Annotated in this window: 23 protein-coding genes; 11 read left to right on the top strand and 12 right to left on the bottom strand. The window is 68.6% G+C overall.

Annotated elements, in window-relative coordinates; all coding sequences use genetic code 11:
* Positions 1–99: 99 nt before the first annotated feature.
* Positions 100–864, top strand: coding sequence for an alpha/beta hydrolase (locus CRT23_RS16615; protein WP_103710564.1), 765 nt, complete (start codon positions 100–102; stop codon positions 862–864).
* 17 nt (positions 865–881) lie between these two features.
* Here the strand turns inward: CRT23_RS16615 and CRT23_RS16610 are convergent, their stop codons facing one another.
* The 9 genes from CRT23_RS16610 to CRT23_RS16570 form a co-directional block, all read right to left on the bottom strand.
* Entirely contained in the window at positions 882–1643 is a 762-nt protein-coding gene (locus CRT23_RS16610; RefSeq protein WP_055951229.1) for an ABC transporter permease, read from the bottom strand.
* Positions 1640–2566: an ABC transporter ATP-binding protein gene (locus CRT23_RS16605; RefSeq protein ID WP_055951226.1), complete on the bottom strand. Its 927-nt coding sequence runs from the start codon at positions 2564–2566 to the stop codon at positions 1640–1642. The genes CRT23_RS16610 and CRT23_RS16605 overlap by 4 nt, the downstream gene beginning before the upstream one ends.
* Before the next feature lie 128 nt (positions 2567–2694).
* Positions 2695–3180 (bottom strand): ATP F0F1 synthase subunit B, encoded by a 486-nt coding sequence (locus CRT23_RS16600; RefSeq protein ID WP_181017374.1) that lies wholly within the window; start codon positions 3178–3180, stop codon positions 2695–2697.
* A 93-nt stretch (positions 3181–3273) separates the two neighbouring features.
* Positions 3274–3837 (bottom strand): F0F1 ATP synthase subunit B', encoded by a 564-nt coding sequence (locus tag CRT23_RS16595; RefSeq protein ID WP_103710562.1) that lies wholly within the window; start codon positions 3835–3837, stop codon positions 3274–3276.
* 109 nt (positions 3838–3946) lie between these two features.
* The gene (locus CRT23_RS16590) at positions 3947–4174 is read right to left on the bottom strand and encodes a F0F1 ATP synthase subunit C (protein ID WP_018044493.1); all 228 of its coding nucleotides are present in this window, start codon (positions 4172–4174) and stop codon (positions 3947–3949) included.
* A 108-nt stretch (positions 4175–4282) separates the two neighbouring features.
* A complete protein-coding gene (locus CRT23_RS16585) occupies positions 4283–5038 on the bottom strand; it encodes a F0F1 ATP synthase subunit A (protein ID WP_055951218.1) in 756 nt (251 codons plus the stop codon).
* A gap of 116 nt (positions 5039–5154) precedes the next feature.
* On the bottom strand, positions 5155–5529 hold the full coding sequence (locus CRT23_RS16580) for an AtpZ/AtpI family protein (RefSeq protein WP_103710561.1): 375 nt from the start codon (positions 5527–5529) through the stop codon (positions 5155–5157).
* A gap of 227 nt (positions 5530–5756) precedes the next feature.
* Positions 5757–6410, bottom strand: coding sequence for a thioredoxin domain-containing protein (locus tag CRT23_RS16575; protein WP_055951211.1), 654 nt, complete (start codon positions 6408–6410; stop codon positions 5757–5759).
* A 90-nt stretch (positions 6411–6500) separates the two neighbouring features.
* Entirely contained in the window at positions 6501–6986 is a 486-nt protein-coding gene (locus CRT23_RS16570; protein WP_055951208.1) for a DciA family protein, read from the bottom strand.
* A gap of 190 nt (positions 6987–7176) precedes the next feature.
* Here CRT23_RS16570 and mutY point away from each other — a divergent pair, with 190 nt between their 5' ends.
* Positions 7177–8499 (top strand): A/G-specific adenine glycosylase, encoded by a 1323-nt coding sequence (mutY, locus tag CRT23_RS16565; protein WP_103710624.1) that lies wholly within the window; start codon positions 7177–7179, stop codon positions 8497–8499.
* Positions 8500–8509: 10 nt separating this feature from the next.
* Here the strand turns inward: mutY and CRT23_RS16560 are convergent, their stop codons facing one another.
* Both CRT23_RS16560 and CRT23_RS27840 read right to left on the bottom strand, forming a co-directional pair.
* Entirely contained in the window at positions 8510–9721 is a 1212-nt protein-coding gene (locus tag CRT23_RS16560; protein ID WP_280137538.1) for a site-specific DNA-methyltransferase, read from the bottom strand.
* Positions 9722–9857: 136 nt separating this feature from the next.
* Complete coding sequence (locus tag CRT23_RS27840) at positions 9858–10181, bottom strand: hypothetical protein (protein ID WP_146056408.1); 324 nt, start codon at positions 10179–10181, stop codon at positions 9858–9860.
* Positions 10182–10324: 143 nt separating this feature from the next.
* Here CRT23_RS27840 and CRT23_RS16555 point away from each other — a divergent pair, with 143 nt between their 5' ends.
* The 7 genes from CRT23_RS16555 to CRT23_RS16525 all read left to right on the top strand — a co-directional run bounded on the left by CRT23_RS16555 (position 10325) and on the right by CRT23_RS16525 (position 18408).
* Complete coding sequence (locus CRT23_RS16555) at positions 10325–10681, top strand: septal ring lytic transglycosylase RlpA family protein (RefSeq protein WP_055951205.1); 357 nt, start codon at positions 10325–10327, stop codon at positions 10679–10681.
* Between the two features lie 77 nt (positions 10682–10758).
* Positions 10759–11073 carry a polyhydroxyalkanoic acid system family protein gene (locus CRT23_RS16550; RefSeq protein ID WP_055951202.1) on the top strand — a complete coding sequence of 105 codons (315 nt, stop codon included), beginning with the start codon at positions 10759–10761 and terminating at the stop codon, positions 11071–11073.
* An 89-nt stretch (positions 11074–11162) separates the two neighbouring features.
* Positions 11163–11390 (top strand): hypothetical protein, encoded by a 228-nt coding sequence (locus CRT23_RS16545; RefSeq protein ID WP_055951197.1) that lies wholly within the window; start codon positions 11163–11165, stop codon positions 11388–11390.
* An 81-nt stretch (positions 11391–11471) separates the two neighbouring features.
* The gene (locus CRT23_RS16540; protein WP_055951194.1) at positions 11472–13295 is read left to right on the top strand and encodes an ATP-binding cassette domain-containing protein; all 1824 of its coding nucleotides are present in this window, start codon (positions 11472–11474) and stop codon (positions 13293–13295) included.
* A gap of 102 nt (positions 13296–13397) precedes the next feature.
* Positions 13398–15362 carry a BON domain-containing protein gene (locus CRT23_RS16535; protein ID WP_103710560.1) on the top strand — a complete coding sequence of 655 codons (1965 nt, stop codon included), beginning with the start codon at positions 13398–13400 and terminating at the stop codon, positions 15360–15362.
* A 7-nt stretch (positions 15363–15369) separates the two neighbouring features.
* Complete coding sequence (locus CRT23_RS16530) at positions 15370–15666, top strand: hypothetical protein (protein ID WP_103710559.1); 297 nt, start codon at positions 15370–15372, stop codon at positions 15664–15666.
* A 180-nt stretch (positions 15667–15846) separates the two neighbouring features.
* Positions 15847–18408 carry an HWE histidine kinase domain-containing protein gene (locus CRT23_RS16525; RefSeq protein WP_103710558.1) on the top strand — a complete coding sequence of 854 codons (2562 nt, stop codon included), beginning with the start codon at positions 15847–15849 and terminating at the stop codon, positions 18406–18408.
* Between the two features lie 59 nt (positions 18409–18467).
* On the opposite strand, the gene CRT23_RS16520 is transcribed toward CRT23_RS16525, so the two are convergent.
* Complete coding sequence (locus CRT23_RS16520; RefSeq protein WP_146056407.1) at positions 18468–19067, bottom strand: biliverdin-producing heme oxygenase; 600 nt, start codon at positions 19065–19067, stop codon at positions 18468–18470.
* 159 nt (positions 19068–19226) lie between these two features.
* Between CRT23_RS16520 and CRT23_RS16515 the strand changes: the two genes are divergently transcribed.
* Both CRT23_RS16515 and CRT23_RS16510 read left to right on the top strand, forming a co-directional pair.
* On the top strand, positions 19227–19670 hold the full coding sequence (locus CRT23_RS16515; RefSeq protein WP_103710556.1) for a DMT family transporter: 444 nt from the start codon (positions 19227–19229) through the stop codon (positions 19668–19670).
* A 95-nt stretch (positions 19671–19765) separates the two neighbouring features.
* A complete protein-coding gene (locus CRT23_RS16510) occupies positions 19766–20227 on the top strand; it encodes a tellurite resistance TerB family protein (protein WP_055951176.1) in 462 nt (153 codons plus the stop codon).
* Positions 20228–20426 lie beyond the last annotated feature (199 nt).

Raw genomic sequence — 20426 nt, 5'->3', positions numbered from 1 at the left:
CGCTTTCATTTGCGGCCTGCCGTCACCGGGGGGCTTCCGTCCGCACGCGCAGCGGTTCAAGGAGGCGGAACCATGCCCCGACCGATAAGGCCCGAGACCATGCAGAGCTTCGATTCCGACAGTGTTTCCCTCGCCTATATCGACGTCCCGGCCGTCGGCGGGTCGGGCGACCCGGTTCTGCTGATCCACGGCTTCGCCTCGAATCATGCGGTGAACTGGGTCAACACGCTCTGGGTCCGGACCCTGACCCAGGCCGGCTACCGCACGATCGCGCTCGACAACCGGGGACATGGCGAGAGCCAGAAGCTCTATGACCCGGAGCTCTATGGCGCGGATCTGATGGCCCAGGATGCGCGGCGCCTGCTCGACCATCTCGAAATCCCCAAGGCCGACATTATGGGCTACTCGATGGGCGCGCGCATCGCCGCCTTCCTCGCCCTCGATGCGCCGGAGCGCGTCCGCTCGCTGCTGCTCGGCGGCCTCGGCCTGCACCTCGTGGAGGGCAAGGGCCTGCCGGACGGGATCGCCGAGGCCCTGGAAGCGGAGCCCGGCGCACCGGCCCCGAATCCGACGGCCGCCGCGTTCCGGACCTTTGCCGAGCAGACGAGGAGCGACCTGCGGGCCTTGGCCGCCTGTATGCGCGGTTCGCGCCAGGCCCTGTCGCGCGCCGAAGTTGCCGAGATCAGAGCACCGACCCTGGTGACGACCGGCACCCTCGACACCGTCTCGGGCTCAGGTCCGGCGCTGGCGACCCTGTTCCCGAACGGCACGGCCCTCGAGCTGCAGAACCGCGACCACAGCACGGCGGTGGGCGACCGCACGCATCGGACCGGTGTCCTCGACTTCCTGGCCAAGCGCCCCTGAGGGCGCAACCCTGCGCCTCAGCTCTTCAGGCGGTAGCCGGTCCGGAAGATCCAAGTCACGCCGGCGAGACACAGGACCAGGAACACCAACGCCATGGTGAGGCTGATTCCGACGCCGACATCCGAGGTGCCGAAGAAGGCCCAGCGAAAGCCGCTGATCAGGTAGACCACCGGGTTGGCGAGGCTCACCGCACGCCAGAACGGCGGCAGCATCTCGATGGCGTAGAAGCTGCCGCCGAGGAAGGTCAGCGGCGTCACGATGAGAAGGGGCACGAGCTGCAGCTTCTCGAAACCGTCGGCCCAAAGGCCGATCAGGAAGCCGAACAGGCTGAAGGTGACCGCCGTCAGCAGCAGGAAGAGCACCATCACGAAGGGATGCTCGATCCGCAGGGGCACGAACAGGGCGGCGGTGGCCAGGATGATCAGACCGATGAGGATCGACTTCGAAGCGGCCGCGCCGACATAGCCGAGCACGATCTCGAGGGGTGAGACCGGAGCGGACAGAATCTCGTAGATCGTGCCGGCGAAGCGCGGAAAGTAGATGCCGAACGAGGCATTGGCGATGCTCTGCGTCAGGAGCGAGAGCATCATCAGCCCGGGCACGATGAAGGCGCCGTAGGCGACCCCGTCCACCGAGGCGACCCGGGAGCCGATGGCCGCCCCGAAGACCACGAAGTAGAGGGAGGTGGCGATGACCGGCGCCACGATGCTCTGGAGCGCCGTGCGCCAAAAGCGTGCCATCTCGAAGCCGTAGATGGCGCGGACCGCGTACCAGTTCATGCGCGTTCCTTCACGAGGTCGACGAAGATTTCCTCCAGCGACGACTGGCTGGTCTGGAGGTCGCGGAAGCGGATGCCGGCAGCGGCGAGGTCGGCCAGCAGCGCCGTGATCCCGGTGCGCTCGCCCTTCGTGTCGTAGGTGTAGACCAGATCCTGTCCGCCGGGCTTGAGGTTGAGATCGTGCCGTGCCAGCGCCGGGGGCAGGGCGGCGAGCGGCTCCTGCAGGTTCAGCGTCATCTGCTTCTTCCCGAGCTTGCGCATCAGCTCGGCCTTTTCCTCGACCAGGATGATCTCACCCTTGCGGATGACACCGATGCGATCGGCCATCTCCTCGGCCTCGTCGATGTAGTGCGTGGTCAGGATGATGGTGACGCCCGTGTCGCGCAGCGAGCGCACGAGGCGCCACATGTCGCGGCGCAGTTCCACGTCGACGCCGGCGGTGGGCTCGTCGAGGAAGAGGATGCGGGGCTCATGGCTCAGGGCCTTGGCGATGAGCACCCGCCGCTTCATCCCGCCCGACAGGGTCATGATCCGCGCGTCACGCTTCTCCCACAGGGAGAGGTCGCGAAGCACACGCTCGATATGGGCCGGATCCGGCTTGAGGCCGTAGAGACCGCGGCTGAAGCTCGTCGTCGCCCACACCGTCTCGAAGGCGTCGGTGGTGAGCTCCTGCGGCACAAGGCCGATCATGCGGCGGGCCTGGCGGTAGTTCTGGGCAATGTCGTGTCCGCCCGCGAGGATGCGGCCAGCGCTTGCCGTGACGATGCCGCACACGATGCTGATCAGCGTCGTCTTGCCGGCCCCGTTCGGACCGAGAAGCGCGAAGATCTCGCCCTCGGCGATGTCGAGGTTGATGCCGTCGAGGGCCTTGAGGCCCGACGCATAGACCTTGGACAGGTTCTGGATCGAGATGATCGGCTGCATCGAAACTCCGCTGCGGCATGGCGCCGGCGCGATCGGGGCGGCCTTCTAGCACGCCACCGGCGCAAGACGGCTCCGAAAACGAAAAAGCCGCCTTGCGGCGGCTCTCCCTGGTGTCGCAGTGCGAGGGATCAGGCCTGCAGGCGGGTCCGAACCTCGCCGAGGCTCTGGCGCACGAGACCTTCGGCCGTCTCGCCCTGCATGCGCTCGCGCAGGATGACCTCGGAGACCTTCACCGCCGCGTCAGCGGCGGCGGCCCGAACCTGGGCGGTCGCCTGGACCTCGGCCTGCGCGATCTTGGTCTCCGCCGACTTGGTGCGGCGGGCGATGAAATCGTTCAGGCGGGCATGCCCCTCGTCGGCGATGCGCTGGGCCTCGTCGCGGGCGGAGGCCACGATGGCCTCGGCCTCGCGCTCGGCCTCGACGCGGCGCTTCTTGTAATCGGCGAGGACGCCGGCGGCCTCCTCACGGAGCCGACGGGCCTCGTCGAGCTCGTGGCGGACGCGCTTGGCACGACCATCGAGTCCCTTGGTGATCTGGTCGAAGCCGCCGACCTTCCAGACCACGGCCATGAACAGGACGAAGGCGACTGCGACCCAGAATTCGGCTTCCAACAACATGCTCGTCGTCCCAACTCGATGGTGTCCGGCAGTCCCGGCAGGGTCTTCGCCCCTCGGGTCCTACCGGTCAGGTGTGGTTTGGCGTCCGCCTCAATGCGGGAAGGAGACGCTGTCGAGGGCCTTGGACAGGGCGGCCTCGTCGGGGCTACGGCCCGTCAGGCGCTCGACGATGGCCGAGGCCGTCTCGCCGGCGATGCCGCGGACGTTGCCCATGGCCTCGACGGTGCGGGTGCGAAGGGTCGCCTCGGACGCGGCGATGCGGGCGTTCAGCTCGGCCTCGAGCGCCTTGCGCTTGGTCTCGGCCTCCTGCGTGAGGGCCGTGCGGGTCTCGAGGGCGATGGCCTGCGCCTTGGCCTGCGCATCGCTCAGCGACTTCTCGTAGGCGGCTCCGGCAGCATCCGCCTCGGCCTTGAGGCGCTGCGCCTCGTCGAGATCGCCGGACAGGCGCACGGCGCGGTCGTGCAGGATGGCCTGGATGCGCGGCAGCGCGATCTTGTCCATCAGGTAGTAGAGCAGCCCGAAGGCGAGGGCGAGCCAGATGAGCTGGGACGCGAAGGTGTGGCTCTCGAAGGGCGGGAAGCCGCCGCCGTGCTCGGCGGCCGGCGTCGCGGCGAAGCCTTCATGCGTTGCGGTCGAATGGGCCGGCTGAGCCATGACGTCCTTCGCGTAAATTCAAGGAATGGGGACCGGACGCGCGTGCCATCCCGTCGGGAGGCGGCGTCCGGTCCGGTATCGGTTCGAGATCCGAGACGACGAGCGTGTCTTAGACGGCGAACAGGAGCAGCAGCGCGACGAGCAGCGAGAAGATGCCGAGCGCTTCCGTGAGGGCGAAGCCGAGGAGCAGGTTGCCGCGCTGGCCGTCGGCGGCCGACGGGTTGCGGAGCGCGCCGGCGTAGAACTGGCCGAAGAGGTTGCCGAGGCCGATGGCGGCGCCCGCCATACCGAGACAGGCGAGGCCGGCACCGATGTACTTGGCAGCTAAGGGATCCATCAAATTGCTCCTGGTGTCCGTGTCGTCGTTGCGTGGAGAGAAATCCGGCCGCGATCGCGAACCGGGGACGGAAGGGGGTGTCCCGGCGGTCGGCCGGGATGACCCGGCTCAGTGGCCGGGATGCAGGGCGTCGCTGAGATAGATCGAGGCGAGCGTCGCGAAGACGTAGGCCTGCAGACCGGCGACGAGGAACTCGAGGGCCGTGACGGCGACGCTGAGGGCCAGGGGCAGCGGCGAGATCGCGCCCCAAGCTCCGGCGGCGAGCAGCGCCGGGACGAAGCCTGCGAAGATCTTGAGCGCGATGTGACCGGCCAGCACGTTGGCGAAGAGACGAACCGCGAGGCTGATCGGACGCGAGATGAAGGACACGATCTCGATGGCGACGATCATCGGCATGAGCCAGCCGGGGACGCCCGACGGAACGAACACCTTCAGGAACTTCGTGCCGTGGGCCATGAAGCCGTACACGATGACGGTGCCGATCACGAGGAAGGCCAGCGCGAAGGTGACGATGATGTGACTGGTCACCGCGAAGGCGTAGGGGATCATCCCGAGCATGTTCAGCACGAGGACGAACATGAAGAGCGAGAAGATCAGCGGCATGAAGCGCTCGGAGCCGTGGCCGGCGGACTGGCGCAGCGTCGAGCCGATGAACTCGTAGAAGATCTCGGCCATGGACTGCATGCGGCCCGGCACCACCGAGCGGCGGGCGGTGGCCACGACGGTGATCAGCGCGATGATCCCGACGGCGGCGAACATGTAGAGCGCGGACTGGGTGAACGCGATCTCCTGGTTGCCGATATGACCGAAAGAGACCAGCGGCTTGAGCTCGAACTGGTGGATCGGATCCATCTTTACGGCCATTGCCGCTCCCGCCCTTCTGACTCTCGGCCGGCCAGACGACCCGCCACCACCGGTGCCGCGCGAGCGGCATGATTCGAATTCGGTTCGCCGCGTACGCGGCGCTTCCCAGAGGACCGCTAGCGGTCCTCTTCGTTCGTCGGCGCCTTGGGAAGAGACCCCGAGACACGCATGACGTTGTAGACGCCGGTGACGAACCCCAACATCAGCAGGACGATCAGGCCCCAGGGTTTCGTCCCGAGGTAATGATCGAACATCCAACCGAGGATACCCCCGGCGAGGACGCCCGCGATGAACTCGGTCGAGAGCCGCATCGCTTGGCCGAGAGGAGAAGGCCCGGCCGCAGGACCGGGACGCGTCGAATGATCGGGAGGGGCACTGGGCCGCTTCCGCTCAATCTGCGTCTCAAGACGTTTGAGCCTCTGAGAGAGGTCCGCGTCCAGTGCTTTCTTCCGCCCGTCCCCGCCTTCGTCCGCAGTTTCGTTGCCGCTCACGGCGAGAACTCACATTGGCGAGAGGGGAGGGAACCGGCGGAACGCCTCCTTCAAGCGGGGCGCACCATAGTTTCGCCTACCTTGGGTGTCAAGGCGCCCCCGACCTCACGTAAGATCTTGTCACGTCACAGGAAATCGGTCTTTTGCCGACGTGCCCCCAGGTGTTCTCGCACCGGGCCTGCGGCGGCGGGAGAGGGCGTCGTCGCGGTGACCCGGCTTCGGGTGCCTCAGGCACCGAGGAGGGGCTTGATCACCTTCTCCATGCCCTCGATGGTCATCTCGCCCTTGAAGCGCTCACCGTTGATGAAGAACGTCGGGGTCGAATCGACCTTGAAGGTGTCCATGCCCTTCTGCTTCACGGCGTTGACGGCGCTGTAGAGCTTCTGGTCCTTCAGGCAGGCCTCGAACTTCTCCTTGGAGAAGCCGGCCTGGCGCAGCATCTGCTCCATGGCATCCACCGGCGATTGCGGCTTCTGGACGTAGGCCCAGGCCTGCTGCTGGTCGAAGAGCAGGTCGGTGATGGGGTAGTACTTCGCATCGCCGTCGCAGCGCGCCAGCATGAAGGCGGCCGTGGCCAGCGGATCGAGGGGGAACTCGCGCAGGGTGAAGCGCACCTTGTTGGTGTCGATGTAGCGCTCCTTCAGGGCCGGCCAGGTGAACTTGTGAAAGGCGGCGCAGTGGGAGCAGGTCATCGAGGCGTACTCGATGATGGTGACCTTGGCGTCCTTCGGACCGAGCCAGACGTCGCCGAGCGGCCCGGGCTCCATCAGGGTCGAGAGGTTCGCATCCTGCGCCAGGGCCGGAAGGCTGAACCGGGGTAGGAGAACCGCGGCGCCGACGGCAAGGCCGGTGGCTTTCAGGGCATCGCGTCGGGTGATCATGATCGGGAGGGCTCCGGTCGCGGACCAAATCTTCTCGTGAGCGATGCGGTAGAATCCTGCAGCCGTCCTGACAAGGCGGCGCAGCGCGCCCTAGCGCTTGTGTGTTGTCGCGACGATCGCCGTTCCGAGGCGGTCGAGGGCGTCGCGCAGGGCGTCGTGCTCGATCGCCTGGACCGCAAGCGCCACTTCGCCGCGGCGGACGGGATCCACCACCGGCGGCGCGGGGCGGCGCCCGATCCGGTCGACCCGTCCCTGGCGCATCACGATCTTGCCGACGCAGGCCCAGCCGTAATGCGCGTTGATGCGCTGGATCACCACCGGCGCGAGGTGCTGCAGCTCGAGGGCGAACACGCCCTCGACCCGGACCACGAGGGTTCCGGGATCGGGGCGCCCCTCCTCCTCGCGCCGACGCCGGCGCGGCCATTCGAGCTTCGAGGGCTGGCAGTAGCGCGCGAGCCGCTCCCCGACGATCTCGGGCCAGGCGGCCAGAATGTCGGTGGAGGCGAACCCTTGCGCCGCGAAGGCGGGGCCGATGCAGCCCTCCAGCAGCTCGGCGAGGGGTTTGACACGCGCCATGCGCAAGGTTTCCGTGCGTCCGACCGGGACGAGATCGAGGCTCCGATATCGCCCGCATTGGTTAGCATGCCGTTCCGTCCGGCCGAAGCCACGTGCCGGGATCGCGCCTGAGGACAGGCTCGGACAGGTCGGCCTTGGACGCATCGGGTCGGCGGTCTATGGACGGGCATCCCATCACGCGCCGGTGCCCGTGCCCCACACCACAGTTCCCGCCCCCGAGGCCGCGGACCTCCTGACCTGGTACGACCGGCATCGCCGCGTCCTGCCCTGGCGCGCCCTGCCGGGCGAGACGCCAGACCCTTACCGGGTCTGGCTCTCGGAGGTGATGCTGCAGCAGACCACGATCGCCGCGGTCAAACCCTATTTCGCGAAGTTTCTGGCCCGCTTCCCCACCGTCGACGACCTTGCGGCGGCGTCCGAGGAGGCGGTGATGTCGACCTGGGCCGGGCTCGGCTACTACTCCCGGGCCCGCAACCTGCACGCCTGCGCCAAGGCGGTGGCGGCGGCCGGACAGTTTCCCGACACCGCCGCGGCCCTTCGCAAGCTGCCGGGCATCGGCGCCTACACGGCGGGGGCCGTCGCGGCGATCGCGTTCGACCAACAGGAAGCGGCCGTGGACGGCAATGTCGAGCGGGTGATGACGCGGCTCTTCGCCATCGAGACCCTCCTGCCGGCAGCCCGCCCCGAGATCCGGGTGGTGACCCAGTCCCTCGTGCCCGCGGACCGGCCCGGCGATTTCGCCCAGGCGGTGATGGATCTCGGCGCCACGCTGTGCACGCCCAAGCGCCCGGCCTGCGCGCTCTGCCCCTGGATGGCGCCCTGCCGCGCCCGGGCCCTCGGTCTCCAGGAGACGTTTCCGAGGAAGCTGAAAGCCGTGAAGGGCACGCTGCGCCGCGGCGCGGCCTTCGTGGCGATCCGCAGCGGCGATGAGGCGATTCTGCTGCGCACCCGCCCACCCGAGGGCTTGCTGGGATCCATGGCCGAACCGCCGATGAGTCCCTGGGAGCCCGACTACGATCCGGCCCAGGCGCTCCTCGACGCACCGCTCGACGCGCGCTGGAAGCGGCTGCCGGGCCTCGTCCGGCACGGTTTCACGCATTTTCCCCTGGAGCTGACGGTGTTCGTCGCCAAGGTGGCGCTCAGCACGGCGCCGCCGCCGGGCCTGCGCTTCACGCCGCGCCGGGACCTTGACGGGGAACCGCTGCCGGGCGTGATGAAGAAGGTCCTGGCCCACGCTTTCGACCCGAAGCCCGAGGCCGTGGAACCGGTCGCGGAGAAGACGGCGAAGCGCGGCAGGCCGAAAGCGATGCGGAGCGTCGCGGACACGCCCTTGTTTGCCGAGCCCGAGCCGGACGCGCCTGCTCCGTCCCCGCGCTTCCGCCCGGTGCCCAAGCCCACCCCGCGCCCGCCACCGGCTCGGATTCCCGACGAAGCCCTCGACGCGTTCGAGGGTCCGGCCGAGGTGGCGCCTCCGGCCGTCCCCCGCAGGCGGGGACGGCCGCGGTCACGCTGACCGAAGGCCTCTAGGCGGCGGAGCCCATGGCGGCGCGCATCTTGGCCCGGAAGACGTCGATGAGCACCGGCTTGCCGTTCCGGGTGGCATGCCAGAAATCCCAGCCGTTGCAGGCGGGAAAGCCCTGCACGAGGGCTCCGATCTTGTGGATCGAGCCCGTGGCGGGTCCGGCCATCAGGGTGCCGTCGGGGCGCACGATCGCGCTGTGCCGGCCACGGGCGTCGGTCAGGGTTTCGCCGGCGCGGATATGGCCGGCCTCGATGACGCTGAGGAAGGCGACGCGGGGCTCGGCGCGCTTGCTCGGGGCGACCAGCAGGGCGGCCTGCGACAGGGGTTCGACGGCGTCGATCCGGGTGCGGGCCGCCTCGGCATACACCGTCTCGCGTTCGATCCCGATGAAGTGCCGTCCGAGGCGCTTGGCGACCGCACCGGTGGTGCCGGTCCCGAAGAACGGATCGAGCACCACGTCGCCGGGATTTGTCGCCGACAGGAGTGTGCGCGCCAGCAGCGCCTCCGGCTTCTGCGTCGGATGCACCTTCTGCCCGTCGGTGCCCTTCAGGCGTTCGTCGCCGGTGCAGAGGGGGATGAACCAGTCGGACCGCATCTGGACGTCGTCATTGCCGCCCTTCAGCGCCTCGTAGTGGAAGGTGTAGCCCTTCGACTCCGCGGAGCGTGAGGCCCAGATCAGGGTCTCGTGCGCATTGGTGAAGCGCTTGCCGCGGAAGTTCGGCATCGGGTTGGCCTTGCGCCAGACGATGTCGTTGAGGATCCAGAATCCGAGGTCCTGCAGCGTGGCGCCGACTCGGAAGATGTTGTGGTAGGAGCCGATGACCCACAGGGTGGCATTCGGCTTCATCACCCGGCGCGCGGCGGCGAGCCATTCGCGGGTGAAGGCGTCGTAGGCGGCGAAGGTCGAGAACTTGTCCCAGTCGTCGTCGACCGCGTCGACCCGGCTCTGGTCGGGACGCAGGAGCGAGCCTTCCCCGAGCTGGAGGTTGTAGGGCGGATCGGCGAAGACGCAGTCGACGCTGGACGCCGGAAGGGCGTTCATCGCAGCGATGCAGTCTCCGACGAGAATCTCGTCGAGAGGGAGACGATCCTCGAGAGGAAAACGCTTGGCGGCGGGTACGAGACCCATCCGCGGCGCCGACACGGGCCGCCCGGTACGCGAGACACTTTTCCGGGCGACGGTGTCGGCAACCGCGGTACGCAGGGAAGCCATGGCAAACACCGGTTACGCGACTGACCGGCAGACCTTGGCCCCGTTAACGTAAAGGGCGGGTTGCCAGGACGAAGACAAGGCGTCTCGATTTGGGGCTGCAATTTTTGCCGGGTGGATCATCCGAAAAGCGCCCAGGCTATTGCGCGTGCATCGCCACGGCAACGCGCAAGTCCTGCAAGTTGTCGAACACGAGCCTCACCTGAATTCGAGGATGCCCCAGGGGCCCATCCGAACTGACGTGCGGCACCCGGGCGGATCGGTCCGTGCCTCGCACTCTTTCGGAAGGAGAAGATTCGTCTCTTTCGACGGATCTTGCCTCGTCGCAGACCAGGGTTTCGCTCAGCGCAACGCTGATTTCATTTTCCCGCATCCCAACGTTGCGTCGAGGCTCCGGCTGCAACGCGGTTTCAGCGCTCGCAATGGAGTTCCAGAATTGCCGTTTCGTCACCGGAAAGATCATCACGGTCCGGCACTATGGCCGCACACAACCGGTGATGAATAATCCGTTATAGCCTCACATTTGGCGAAAGCTGCCACATTTGTCCGGTCTCATTTTGGCCCTGTTCCGCTTCATTTTGCCGGCCATCCGAAACAACAAAGGGAATGCGGATGACCATCAAGCCTGTTCGTGGGGCCGCTGCTATCATCGGGACCGTCGTGACACTTGCCGCCGTTCAGCCGGCCAGCGCCCAGAGCGGCGCCGCCTCCTGGTACGGGAGCGGCCATCGGACGGCGAATGGCGAGCGCTTCAATCCGAACGGGATGACCGCCGCGCATCGCACGTTGCCGTTCGGCACCCGGGTCCGGGTCGAGAACAAGCGCAACGGCCGTTCGGTGGTGGTGCGCATCAACGATCGTGGCCCGTTCGTCCGCGGCCGGATCATTGATCTCGCCAAAGGCTCGGCCCGCGCCCTCGGCATGGGTGGCACGACCTACGTCGCCCTGAGCGTCGTGAACTGAGCTTATCGGGCCGGTCGGCGTTGTGAGAGGAACCGGCCGGCCCCATCTGGGCGGCGGAACCGAGAGCTCAGATCCCCATGGCAAAGCCGCTGATCGTCGAAATCCCTCATGAACTCGGCCTGGCCGAGGCCCGTCGGCGCATCGCGGACGGGATCACCCAGGCCGACGGGCTGTTCGCCAAGGCGGGCGTCGCCGTCGAGAAGATGGCCTGGACCAATGACCGCCTCGACTTCGCCATGGCGGCTCTCGGCCAGAAGGTCGACGGTCAGGTGGATGTTCGCCCCGAGACCGTACGGGTCGAGGTCCGGCTGCCGCTTCTGCTGGCGCTGTTCGCGCAGCAGATCCAGAAGAAGCTCGGGAGCGAGGGCAACCTGCTCCTGACCAAGAAGTGACGAGAGCCGGCGGCATCGCGCCCGGAACCTCCCTCGGCGACGGACTGTTCCACCGGTCCGTTCCCCGAGGCTCCTGAGAGGCGCAAGCGATGTCGAACCCCGGCCCGATCCCGGAAGCCCCGGTGCCCGAGACGCCGTACGAGGCGCCTCAGACCCCGGCCCCCGGCCCGGACACCCCCGGCACGGATGTGCCGGGCACGACCCCCACCGAGGCACCCGACGTGACGCCCACCGAGATTCCGGTCAGCGATCCGGATATCGGCCCGGCCATCGCGCCGGATCCGATGCCGACGGGCCCCGCCAACCCGACGATGTGAGCGCGGAACGCGTACGGGTTTGTCCGGACACCCCGATTCCGGGTTTGTTCGGAGGCGCGGTCGCTGCCATAAGCCGGCCCCATGGCCGCTCCCCCGCTCCTCACCCTCCAAGACGTCGCGCTCACCTTCGGCGGCACGCCGCTGATCGAGCGCGCCGAGCTCGCGATCTCCCCCGGCGAACGCACCTGCCTCGTGGGCCGCAACGGCTCGGGTAAGTCCACCTTGATGAAGATCGCCGCGGGGCTGGTGGAACCCGACCGGGGCGTACGCTTCATCCAGCCCGGCACCACGATCCGCTACCTGGCGCAGGAGCCCGACTTCTCCGGGTTCGAGACGACCCTCGATTTCGTCGAATCCGGTCTGACCCAAGGGGACGACGCCTACCGGGCCCGCTACCTCCTCGAGAGCCTGGGTATGACCGGTGCCGAGAACCCGAAGAGCCTTTCCGGCGGGGAGGGGCGGCGGGTCGCCCTGGCCCAGGCCCTGGCCCCCGAACCCGATATCCTGCTCCTCGACGAGCCCACCAATCACCTCGACCTCCCGGCCATCGAGTGGCTCGAATCGGAGCTGAAGAGCGTGCGCGGCGCGCTCGTGCTGATCAGCCACGACCGGCGCTTCCTCTCTGCCCTGTCGAAGACCACGATCTGGCTCGACCGCGGCGTCACCCGCCGGATCGAGCAGGGCTTCTCCACCTTCGAGGCTTGGCGCGACGCCTTCTTCGAGGAGGAAGAGCGCGACCGGCACAAGCTCGAGCGCAAGATCGCCGACGAGGAGCACTGGCTGCGCTACGGCGTCACCGCCCGGCGAAAGCGCAACGTGCGCCGGCTCGGCAACCTCCATGCCCTGCGCAAGGAGCGACGCGAGGACCGCCGGCCGGTCGGCACCGCCACTATGACCTCGACGGAGGCCGAGAGCTCCGGCGCGCTGGTGATCGAGGCCAAGCACGCGGCCAAGGCCTACGGCGTCCGCAAGATCGTCGACGATCTCTCGCTTCGGGTGATGCGCGGAGACCGCCTCGGCATCGTCGGGGCCAACGGTGCCGGCAAGACCACGCTGATCAACCTGCTCACGGGTCAGCTCCCGCCCGATTCCGGCACGGTGGCGCTCGGCACCAACCTCAAGATGATGCTCCTCGACCAAGCCCGTGCGGTGCTGGAGCCGACCATGACGGTGACCGAGGTGCTCACCGGCGGCAGCGGCGATTCGGTGATCGTCGGCGGTGTCAGCCGCCACGTCATCGGCTACCTCAAGGACTTCCTGTTCGCCCCCGAGCAGGCCCGCACCCCGGTGAGCGTCCTCTCGGGCGGCGAGCGCAACCGCCTTCTCATCGCCCGCGCCCTGGCCCAACCCGCCAACCTCCTCGTACTCGACGAGCCGACCAACGATCTCGACCTCGAAACCCTCGACCTCCTGCAGGAGATGCTGGCGGATTATTCCGGCACCCTGATCCTGGTGAGCCATGATCGCGACTTCCTCGACCGGGTCGTCGGAAGCGTGCTGGTCAGCGAAGGGGAGGGCCGCTGGGTCGAGTATGCCGGCGGCTACACCGACATGATCGCCCAGCGTGGAGAGGGCGTGCAGGCCCGGGCGGCCGCCGGGCGAACCGAGAAGGCGGAGGCCCGTGCGGACGCGAAGGATCGCGCCAAGGGCGGCGAAGCGGCAGCCCCGGCCGGCAAGCCCAAGCTCGGCTTCAAGGACCAGCACGAGCTGAAGACCCTGCCGGACCGGATGAAGAAGCTCGAATCCGACATCGCCAAGCTGCGCGAGGTTTTGGCCGATCCGGGACTTTACACCCGGGACCCGGCCCGCTTCGCGAAGGCCTCGGATCTGCTCGGCGTCGCCGAGACCGAATTGGCCAGGGCCGAGGACCGCTGGCTCGAATTGGAGATGCTGCGCGACGCTTGAGCCACCCGCGGGCGGCGCCACGGCCTTCATGATGCCGTGAACGACGTGTGAAATGCCGTCCTGGCGTTCGCTCCTGCGCGCCGCCTGCCACCGGGATCCGACGTGTTCGCCGCTTCCGCACTCCGCGACCGATGCCGCCCTCTCGGCTGGGCTGTTGGCCTGCCCGGGCTCGCCCTGATCCTCGGCCTGTCCGCCGCCTGGTTCACGCCGCGCCTCGAGGCGCAACTCGGCGCGGAGGTCGAGGCGGTGGCCCGGGCGACCGCGACGCCCGGTGCCGAGCCTTGGCTGCGGGTGTCGGTCGAGGGACGAGACCTCCGGGTCACAGGCGAGGCGCCGGATGCCGCCGCCCGCGATGCGGCGTATCGGCGGCTCGCAGCCATCGACGGGGTTCGGCACATTGTCGGTCCCGTTGGCGTGGTCGAGCTGGCTTCGCCCTTCGTCTGGATTGCGACCAGGGGCCGGGATGGCGTCGAAGTGACCGGCGTGCGGCCAGCCGAAATCGGCGCCAGCGCCCTGGCCGAGCAACTCACGCCCGCCGTCGGCCCCGGAACGGCCCTGCACGACCACGCCCGCGCGGCCCTCGGCGCGCCACCGGATTTCACCGAGGCGGCCATCTATGCGCTGGCGCGGCTGCGCGCCCTCGCGCCGGGCAGCCGGGTGATGCTGGAGGACATGCGCCTCTCGATCGTGGGTGAGGCCATCTCCCTCGCCGACGACGAGGCCCTGCGAACGGCCCTGGCCGATCTGCCGACCGGCTATGGGCTCGGGCGCGTCGAGATCCTGCCGGCCGTCGTCCCGGATTTCCGCTTCGTCGTCTCTCGGGAGCCGGGGGGCGGCCTTACGCTTTCCGGCCACGTGGTCTCCGACGCAGCGCGCGTCGAGATCCGAACCCAGGCGGCACAAGCCTCGGAGACCGGGCAGGTCGAGGACCGGATGCGCAGAGCGCGCGGCCTTCCGCCCGGGGTCGATGCGGCCGCGATGGCGCGTTTCGCCCTGAAACTCGCCGCGTTGATGCAGGAGGGCAGCGTCAGCGTCATCGATGCGCAGATCTCGCTCAATGGCGTCGCCCTCGACGCCCAGGCGATCCCGGAGATCGAGGGACTGCTGCGCGAAGGGGTGCCCGCCGGCCTGAGCCGAGGCGGCGTCGCCTTGAGCACCCGGCCGCTCTCGCCGTATCGGATCCTGCTTCGGCGCGACGGGGACGCCGTGACGCTGTCCGGCCACCTGCCGGATGCCGATGTGCGCGAGGCCCTGCTCGGCACGCTTCGCCCGCGGCTGTTCCGCGAGCGCCTGATCGACCGCACCCGCCTCGGCGAAGGGGCCCCGCCGGACCTCGCCCGCGTCTTGCGCACGACGGCCACTGCCCTGACCCTGCTGGCGCGGGGCGAGGCCCGGTTCGCCGATCGCGCGATCACCCTGAAGGGGGAGAGCCTCTATCCGCAGGCTGGCCGGCGCGTCTCCGATGACCTGTCGGCCGCGATGCCGCCGGGCTGGACTGCGGAGGTCTCGGTGTCGTCTCCGGACGCAGTGTCGGCCTGGACGCCGGAGCGCTGCGCCGCTGCGCTCGAGACCAGGGTCACCGGCCAGGGGCTCATATTCCCGCCCGGGAGCACGACTTTGATGCCGGCCTTCTACCCCCTCCTCGACGGGATTGCCGCCCTGGGTAAGACCTGCCCAACCCTGCGCCTCGCGGTCACGGGTCATCTCGATCCGAGTGGCGCCAGCGCGGCACCGAAACCCGTCGTCGAGACCGCGGTGGAGAGCACGGCGTCGCTGGACCCAGCCAAGGAGGCTGGCAAAGCTTCGGGCAGGGTACCGGCCAGATCCTCCGTCGCGCCTGCCGCGGAGAAGGCGTCCGGCAGGTCCAACCCGAAGGACAAGGCCGTCAAAGTCGAGGCGAAGCCGGCTGCCCCACCGGAACCCGCCCCCGATCTCGCGCAGAGCCGCGCCCTCGCGATCGTGGAGTATCTGCTCCAGGCGGGCCTTCGTCCCGAACAGGTCGCTGCCGTCCCGGCGGGTACGCCGCGTCCCGCCAGCCAGGGCGTCGGGATCGCGCCGCGGGCATGACCATCCGATGGAGGCGAACAACGTGACGCTCCTGGCAACCCTGCTCTGGCCCCTCATGGCCAGCAGCGCCCTCCTCGGCGGCGTCATCGGCGGACTGACGGGCCTGCCCCGAACACCGGCGGCACGCCGGGGCGCTCTCCTTCTCGTCGTAGCTACGGGTCTGGCCGGTGGATTGGCGACCTGGGGCCTCCTCCCGGGCCGGGCAGGCTTCTGGCTGGAGGGCGCAGCGCTCGGACTCGGGTCCTACCTGATCGGAGCGATCCTCATGGCCGGAGCCGTCGACCGGATCGGCGCTCGGCCCTGAGGTGACGAGACAGGCTGGCGTCGCGTCGGCCTGTGGCATCCACGACACGATCGACCGGAAACTGTGTGCGTTGCCCGACCATCGAGGAGACTTTCGCGATGGTCTGTCGTTGTTCCCGACGCGCTTCTCCGAACGGACAAGAAATGGTCGAAGGCGTGGGACGGGCGAATCAGAGATCTGATGAGTGAACCTTCAGCACGTACCCGGCCCCTGGACCTCACGTCCTGCGATCGGGAACCGATCCACATCCTGGGTGCGGTTCAGCCCTTCGGTTTCCTCATCGCGGTCTCCCCGGACTGGATCGTGGTCCGGGCCTCCGAGAACGCCGCCCGATGGTTGGGGCAGGGGGACGCCGACCTGCTCGGCCTTCCCCTCGCCGACCTGATCGACGGTGAGGCGATCCACCTGATCCGTGGTCACCTTCAGGCCCTGCGCGGGCCCGATGCCATCGACCGGATCTTCGGTACCGTCCTGCAGGCCGGGGGGTCTCCCTTCGACATCGCGCTGCACATCTCGGACGGCATCATCGTCCTGGAGGCCGAGCCGAGCGTCAGCGAACACCTGAATGCCGGAAATCTCGTGCGCAGCATGGTCGGACGCCTGCAGCAGATGGTGGGTTTCGAGCCGTTCTGCCGCGAGGCCGTACGCCAGATGCGGGCGCTGACCGGCTTCGATCGCGTCATGGTCTACCGCTTCGACCCGGACGGCTCGGGAGTGGTGATCGCCGAATCGGCCCGGTCCAGCCTGCCGCCCTATCTTGGGCTGCACTACCCGGCCTCCGACATTCCGAAGCAGGCGCGGACCCTCTACGAGCGCAACTGGCTGCGAATCATCGCCGATGTCGATGCCGAGGCCATCGCCGTGCTGCCGCAGCGCGATCCCCACGGACGTCCCCTCGACTTGTCGATGAGCACCTTGCGGACGGTCTCGCCGATCCACCTCGAATACCTGCGCAATATGGGCGTGGCCGCCTCGCTCTCGGTCTCGATCCTGCGGGGCGGCAAGCTCTGGGGCCTGTTCGCCTGCCACCATACGGAACCACGCCACATCTCGCTGGAGCGCCGAACCGGCGCCGAACTCTTCGGGCAGATGTTCTCGCTGATCTTGGAGAGCCGGGAGCGCGAGGCGGAGGCAGCCTACGAAGGCAGTTCCCGCGCGCTGCACGACCGACTGATGGGCGCCCTCGCCTCGGGCGGAACGAGCCTGGAGAACATCACCGATTTCCTCGACGATATCGCCGGGATCGTCACGTGCGACGGCATCGGCGTCTGGGTCAACGGCGAGATCACCCTGCGGGGCGCGACGCCGACGGCGGAGGAATTCACCGGTCTCGTGCGCTTTCTCAACCGGACGGCCACCAGCCGGGCGTTCGCCACCCACGAGATCGGCGCGGTCCATCCGCCGGCCGCCGATTACACCGAGCGGGCGGCGGGCCTCCTGGCGATCCCGATCTCGCGGGCCCCGCGCGATTTCCTGGTGTTCTTCCGTCGCGAGATCGCCCGCACGGTCACGTGGGCCGGCAATCCGGAGAAGCCGGCGAGCCTCGGCCCGAACGGACTGCGCCTCACACCGCGCAAGAGCTTCGAGGCCTGGACGGAGGTGGTCCGGGGGCAGGCCGCCCCCTGGAGCGCGGTGGACCTGCGCATCGCCGAGGCCCTGCGCATCACCTTGCTTGAAGTCATCCTGCGCCTCACCGATTCCGCCGAGAAGGAGCGCAAGACCGCGCAGGAGCGTCAGGAACTCCTGATCGCCGAGCTGAACCATCGGGTGCGCAACATCCTCAACCTGATCCGGGGCATCGTCGCGCAAAGTCGCTCGGGGGCCGACAGCGTCGAGGCGTTTGCGGGCGTCGTCGGTGCGCGCATCCAGGCCCTGGCCAGGGCACACGACCAGATCACCACCACGAACTGGGGACCAGGCTCCCTGCGCGATCTCATCACCTTGGAGGCAGAGGCCTATCTCGACCAGCAGGCGGGCCGGGTCCGTCTCGACGGAACCGACGTCCTGCTGGATCCCCAGGCGTTCTCGACCCTCGCGCTGGTCATCCACGAGCTGATGACGAACTCGGCGAAGTACGGCGCCCTCTCGGAGGCGGTGGGACAGGTGGACGTGGCCTGGGAGCGCGACGCCTCGGAGTGCCTCGTGATCCACTGGCGCGAGAGCGGCGGGCCGCCGGTGAAGCCGCCGCGCCGGCGTGGTTTCGGCACCACGCTGATCGAGCGCTCGATCCCCTACGAGCTGAAAGGCGAGGCGGAGATCACATACGAGCTCACCGGCCTGCGGGGTCGCTTCGCCGTGCCGTCGCGCTACGTGCGCGCCGCCCCGACCGTCGCCGCCCCCCTGTCACGGGAGCGCGACCGGACGCCCGAGCTCGATGCGGCGGCGTTGTCCGGGACCGTCCTGGTGGTCGAGGACAACATGATCATCGCTCTCGAAGCCGAGGAGATCCTGGCCACCCTCGGGGCGAGCGCGGTCGACATGGCGGGATCCGTGCACGAGGCCCTGCGGCAGATCGAGGCGGGGCGGCCGAGCTTTGCCCTCCTCGACGTCAATCTCGGTGCCGAGACGAGCCTGCCGGTCGCCCGACGCCTGATCGCGGCCGGCGTGCCGTTCGTCTTCGCGACGGGCTATGGCGAAAGCTTCCGAATTCCATCGGAGCTCGGCGCCGTCCCGATGATCAAGAAGCCCTATACCGCGGATACCCTGCGCCGGGCCCTGGCGAGCGTGCCCGCCGGGGACTAGCGTTTGTCAGGGATCAGTCGGAACCGGTTATCCCGAAACGACAAACGTCAGGACAGACCCTAGCCTCGCGCCTGGGCCGCTTCGAACAGTGCGAAGGCGCGCTGCGCGCCGCGGATCGCATCAGCGTGGTCAGCAGCCGGACGCGTCCCGAGCCAAGTCGCGAAACTCGGCCAGAGGCGGAGCCCCTCGCCGTGCCGGAGGAAACGGGTGTTCCCCCGCACCAGCGGGTCCGGGCTCGCCAGGACCTGACGCAGCAGAACCTGGCCGCCGAGGCGCGAACCCTCCAGAACGTAGAGGAGCCCCGGCGCCTCGGCACCCGACAGGGTGCGGGGCAGGGGAGCGGGAGCAACCTCCGGAGCGGAGATCGCCAGCCCGGACAGGTCGGCCTGCAGGAGCAGGGACCGGCGGCGGGCCGTCCAGTCGGGTGGCAGGTCGGCGGCATCGGACTCGTCGAGCCAGGTCTCGATCTGCGCGAAGGGGTCCCGCATCGCCGACAGGAAGCGCACGTAATCGGCCCGCCGGCTCAGGTCATGGGCGGCAAAACCCGCATCGAGGCGTCGATGGGCTGCATCGGTGGCGGCCCGCAGGGCGAAACGAAGATCGCGCGGTTCGACCGCACCAACACCTCTCGGCTCCGGTTCTCCTGCATCGACGGACACGCTGGCCGTCCCTTCCATACCGCGTTTCCCTGCTGTTCGGCGCCAGCGCCGTTCTTAGACGATCCCGACCCCTCGCCAAGGGCTTATCACAGGCGACCTCCCAGACCCTGGACCCGCTGTCGCGGCCCAGCTCGCAACGCTGAAGACCCAGGATCGCCCATGTGGTTCCTCTATGGTTTCGCCCTCGTGGCCGGCATCGCGAACGCGGTGCAGTCGGGCGTGAACGCGACGCTCTCCAAGAACTTGGCGCAACCCTTCGCCGCAGGCATCGTCGTTTCGCTGGGGGGCGGTGCAACCATCCTCGTCGTTGGACTGATCCTCGGTCGTCTCTCCCTACCGAGCCTGGGGGACATGCGGGCCGTGCCGCCCTGGGCCTGGTTCGGCGGCGCGGCGGGCGCGCTCCTCATCCTCTCCCAGCTGTTCGTGGCGCAGCAGATCGGGGCGGCCCCCTACCTCGGGCTTCTGATCACCGCCGGCGTCATCACGTCCATCCTGCTCGACCATTTCGGCTGGATCGGATTCGAGCAGCATCCGCTCACCCTCTGGCGGGCCCTCGGAGGCGTGCTGATGGTCGGCGGGATCGCCCTGGTGGCGCTGTTCTGACGAGACGCCCGCTTGTCATCGGCGCGCGAAACCGCAATGCCTGCCGCGGCGTCGATGTCGCGCCCCTCAACGTTCCGTCCGTGTCCAGAGCCCCCATGAACATCTTCCAGGACATCGTCAGCCGTTTCAGCCAGACCGTGACGGCCTATGCCGGCGACAAAGTCCTCATGCAGGCGATGGTCTCCGCCACTGCCAACGTGATGGTCGCCGACGGAGAGATCGCCAGCGCGGAATTCGATACGGCGCTGGCCGGTCTGCAGGCCAATCCCATCCTGGAGAAGGGCTACGACCGCCTGATGCTGGAGAGCGAACTCTACGACGGGATCGCCCGCGCCCGGACCCGGGCGGGACGGGCCGAGAACCTGCGCCGCATCGCCGCCATCGAGGGCCGGGGCCAGGAGGAGCGCGAAGCGACGTTCCTGGTCGCGGCGGACGTGGCCGACCTCGACGGCATCGCCGATGTGGAGGCGCAGGCCCTCGAGGAAATCGCGACCGCCCTTGGTCTGGACAGGGCGGCGCTGCTCGCGGCCTCCCCTGTCCGACGCCCGGTTCCGTAGGGCGCCGGAACGCCTTATCCCGCAAGGCCCTTGATCAAAGGACGGCAAGCCTCTAAGCGGGCCCCCGTCTTTCGCCCGGCTCGACACCTCGTCGAGCGACAGCCCGGGCGACCGCTCGTGTGAGCTTGCCGCAGGAAAGAGACGATGGCCAAAGAGAAATTCGCGCGTACGAAGCCGCACTGCAACATTGGCACGATTG

Source organism: Methylobacterium sp. V23, assembly GCF_002917135.1.
Classification (GTDB): domain Bacteria; phylum Pseudomonadota; class Alphaproteobacteria; order Rhizobiales; family Beijerinckiaceae; genus Methylobacterium.
Note: the sequence above shows the minus strand (reverse complement) of the source record. Positions and strands in the feature narration are given on the sequence as shown.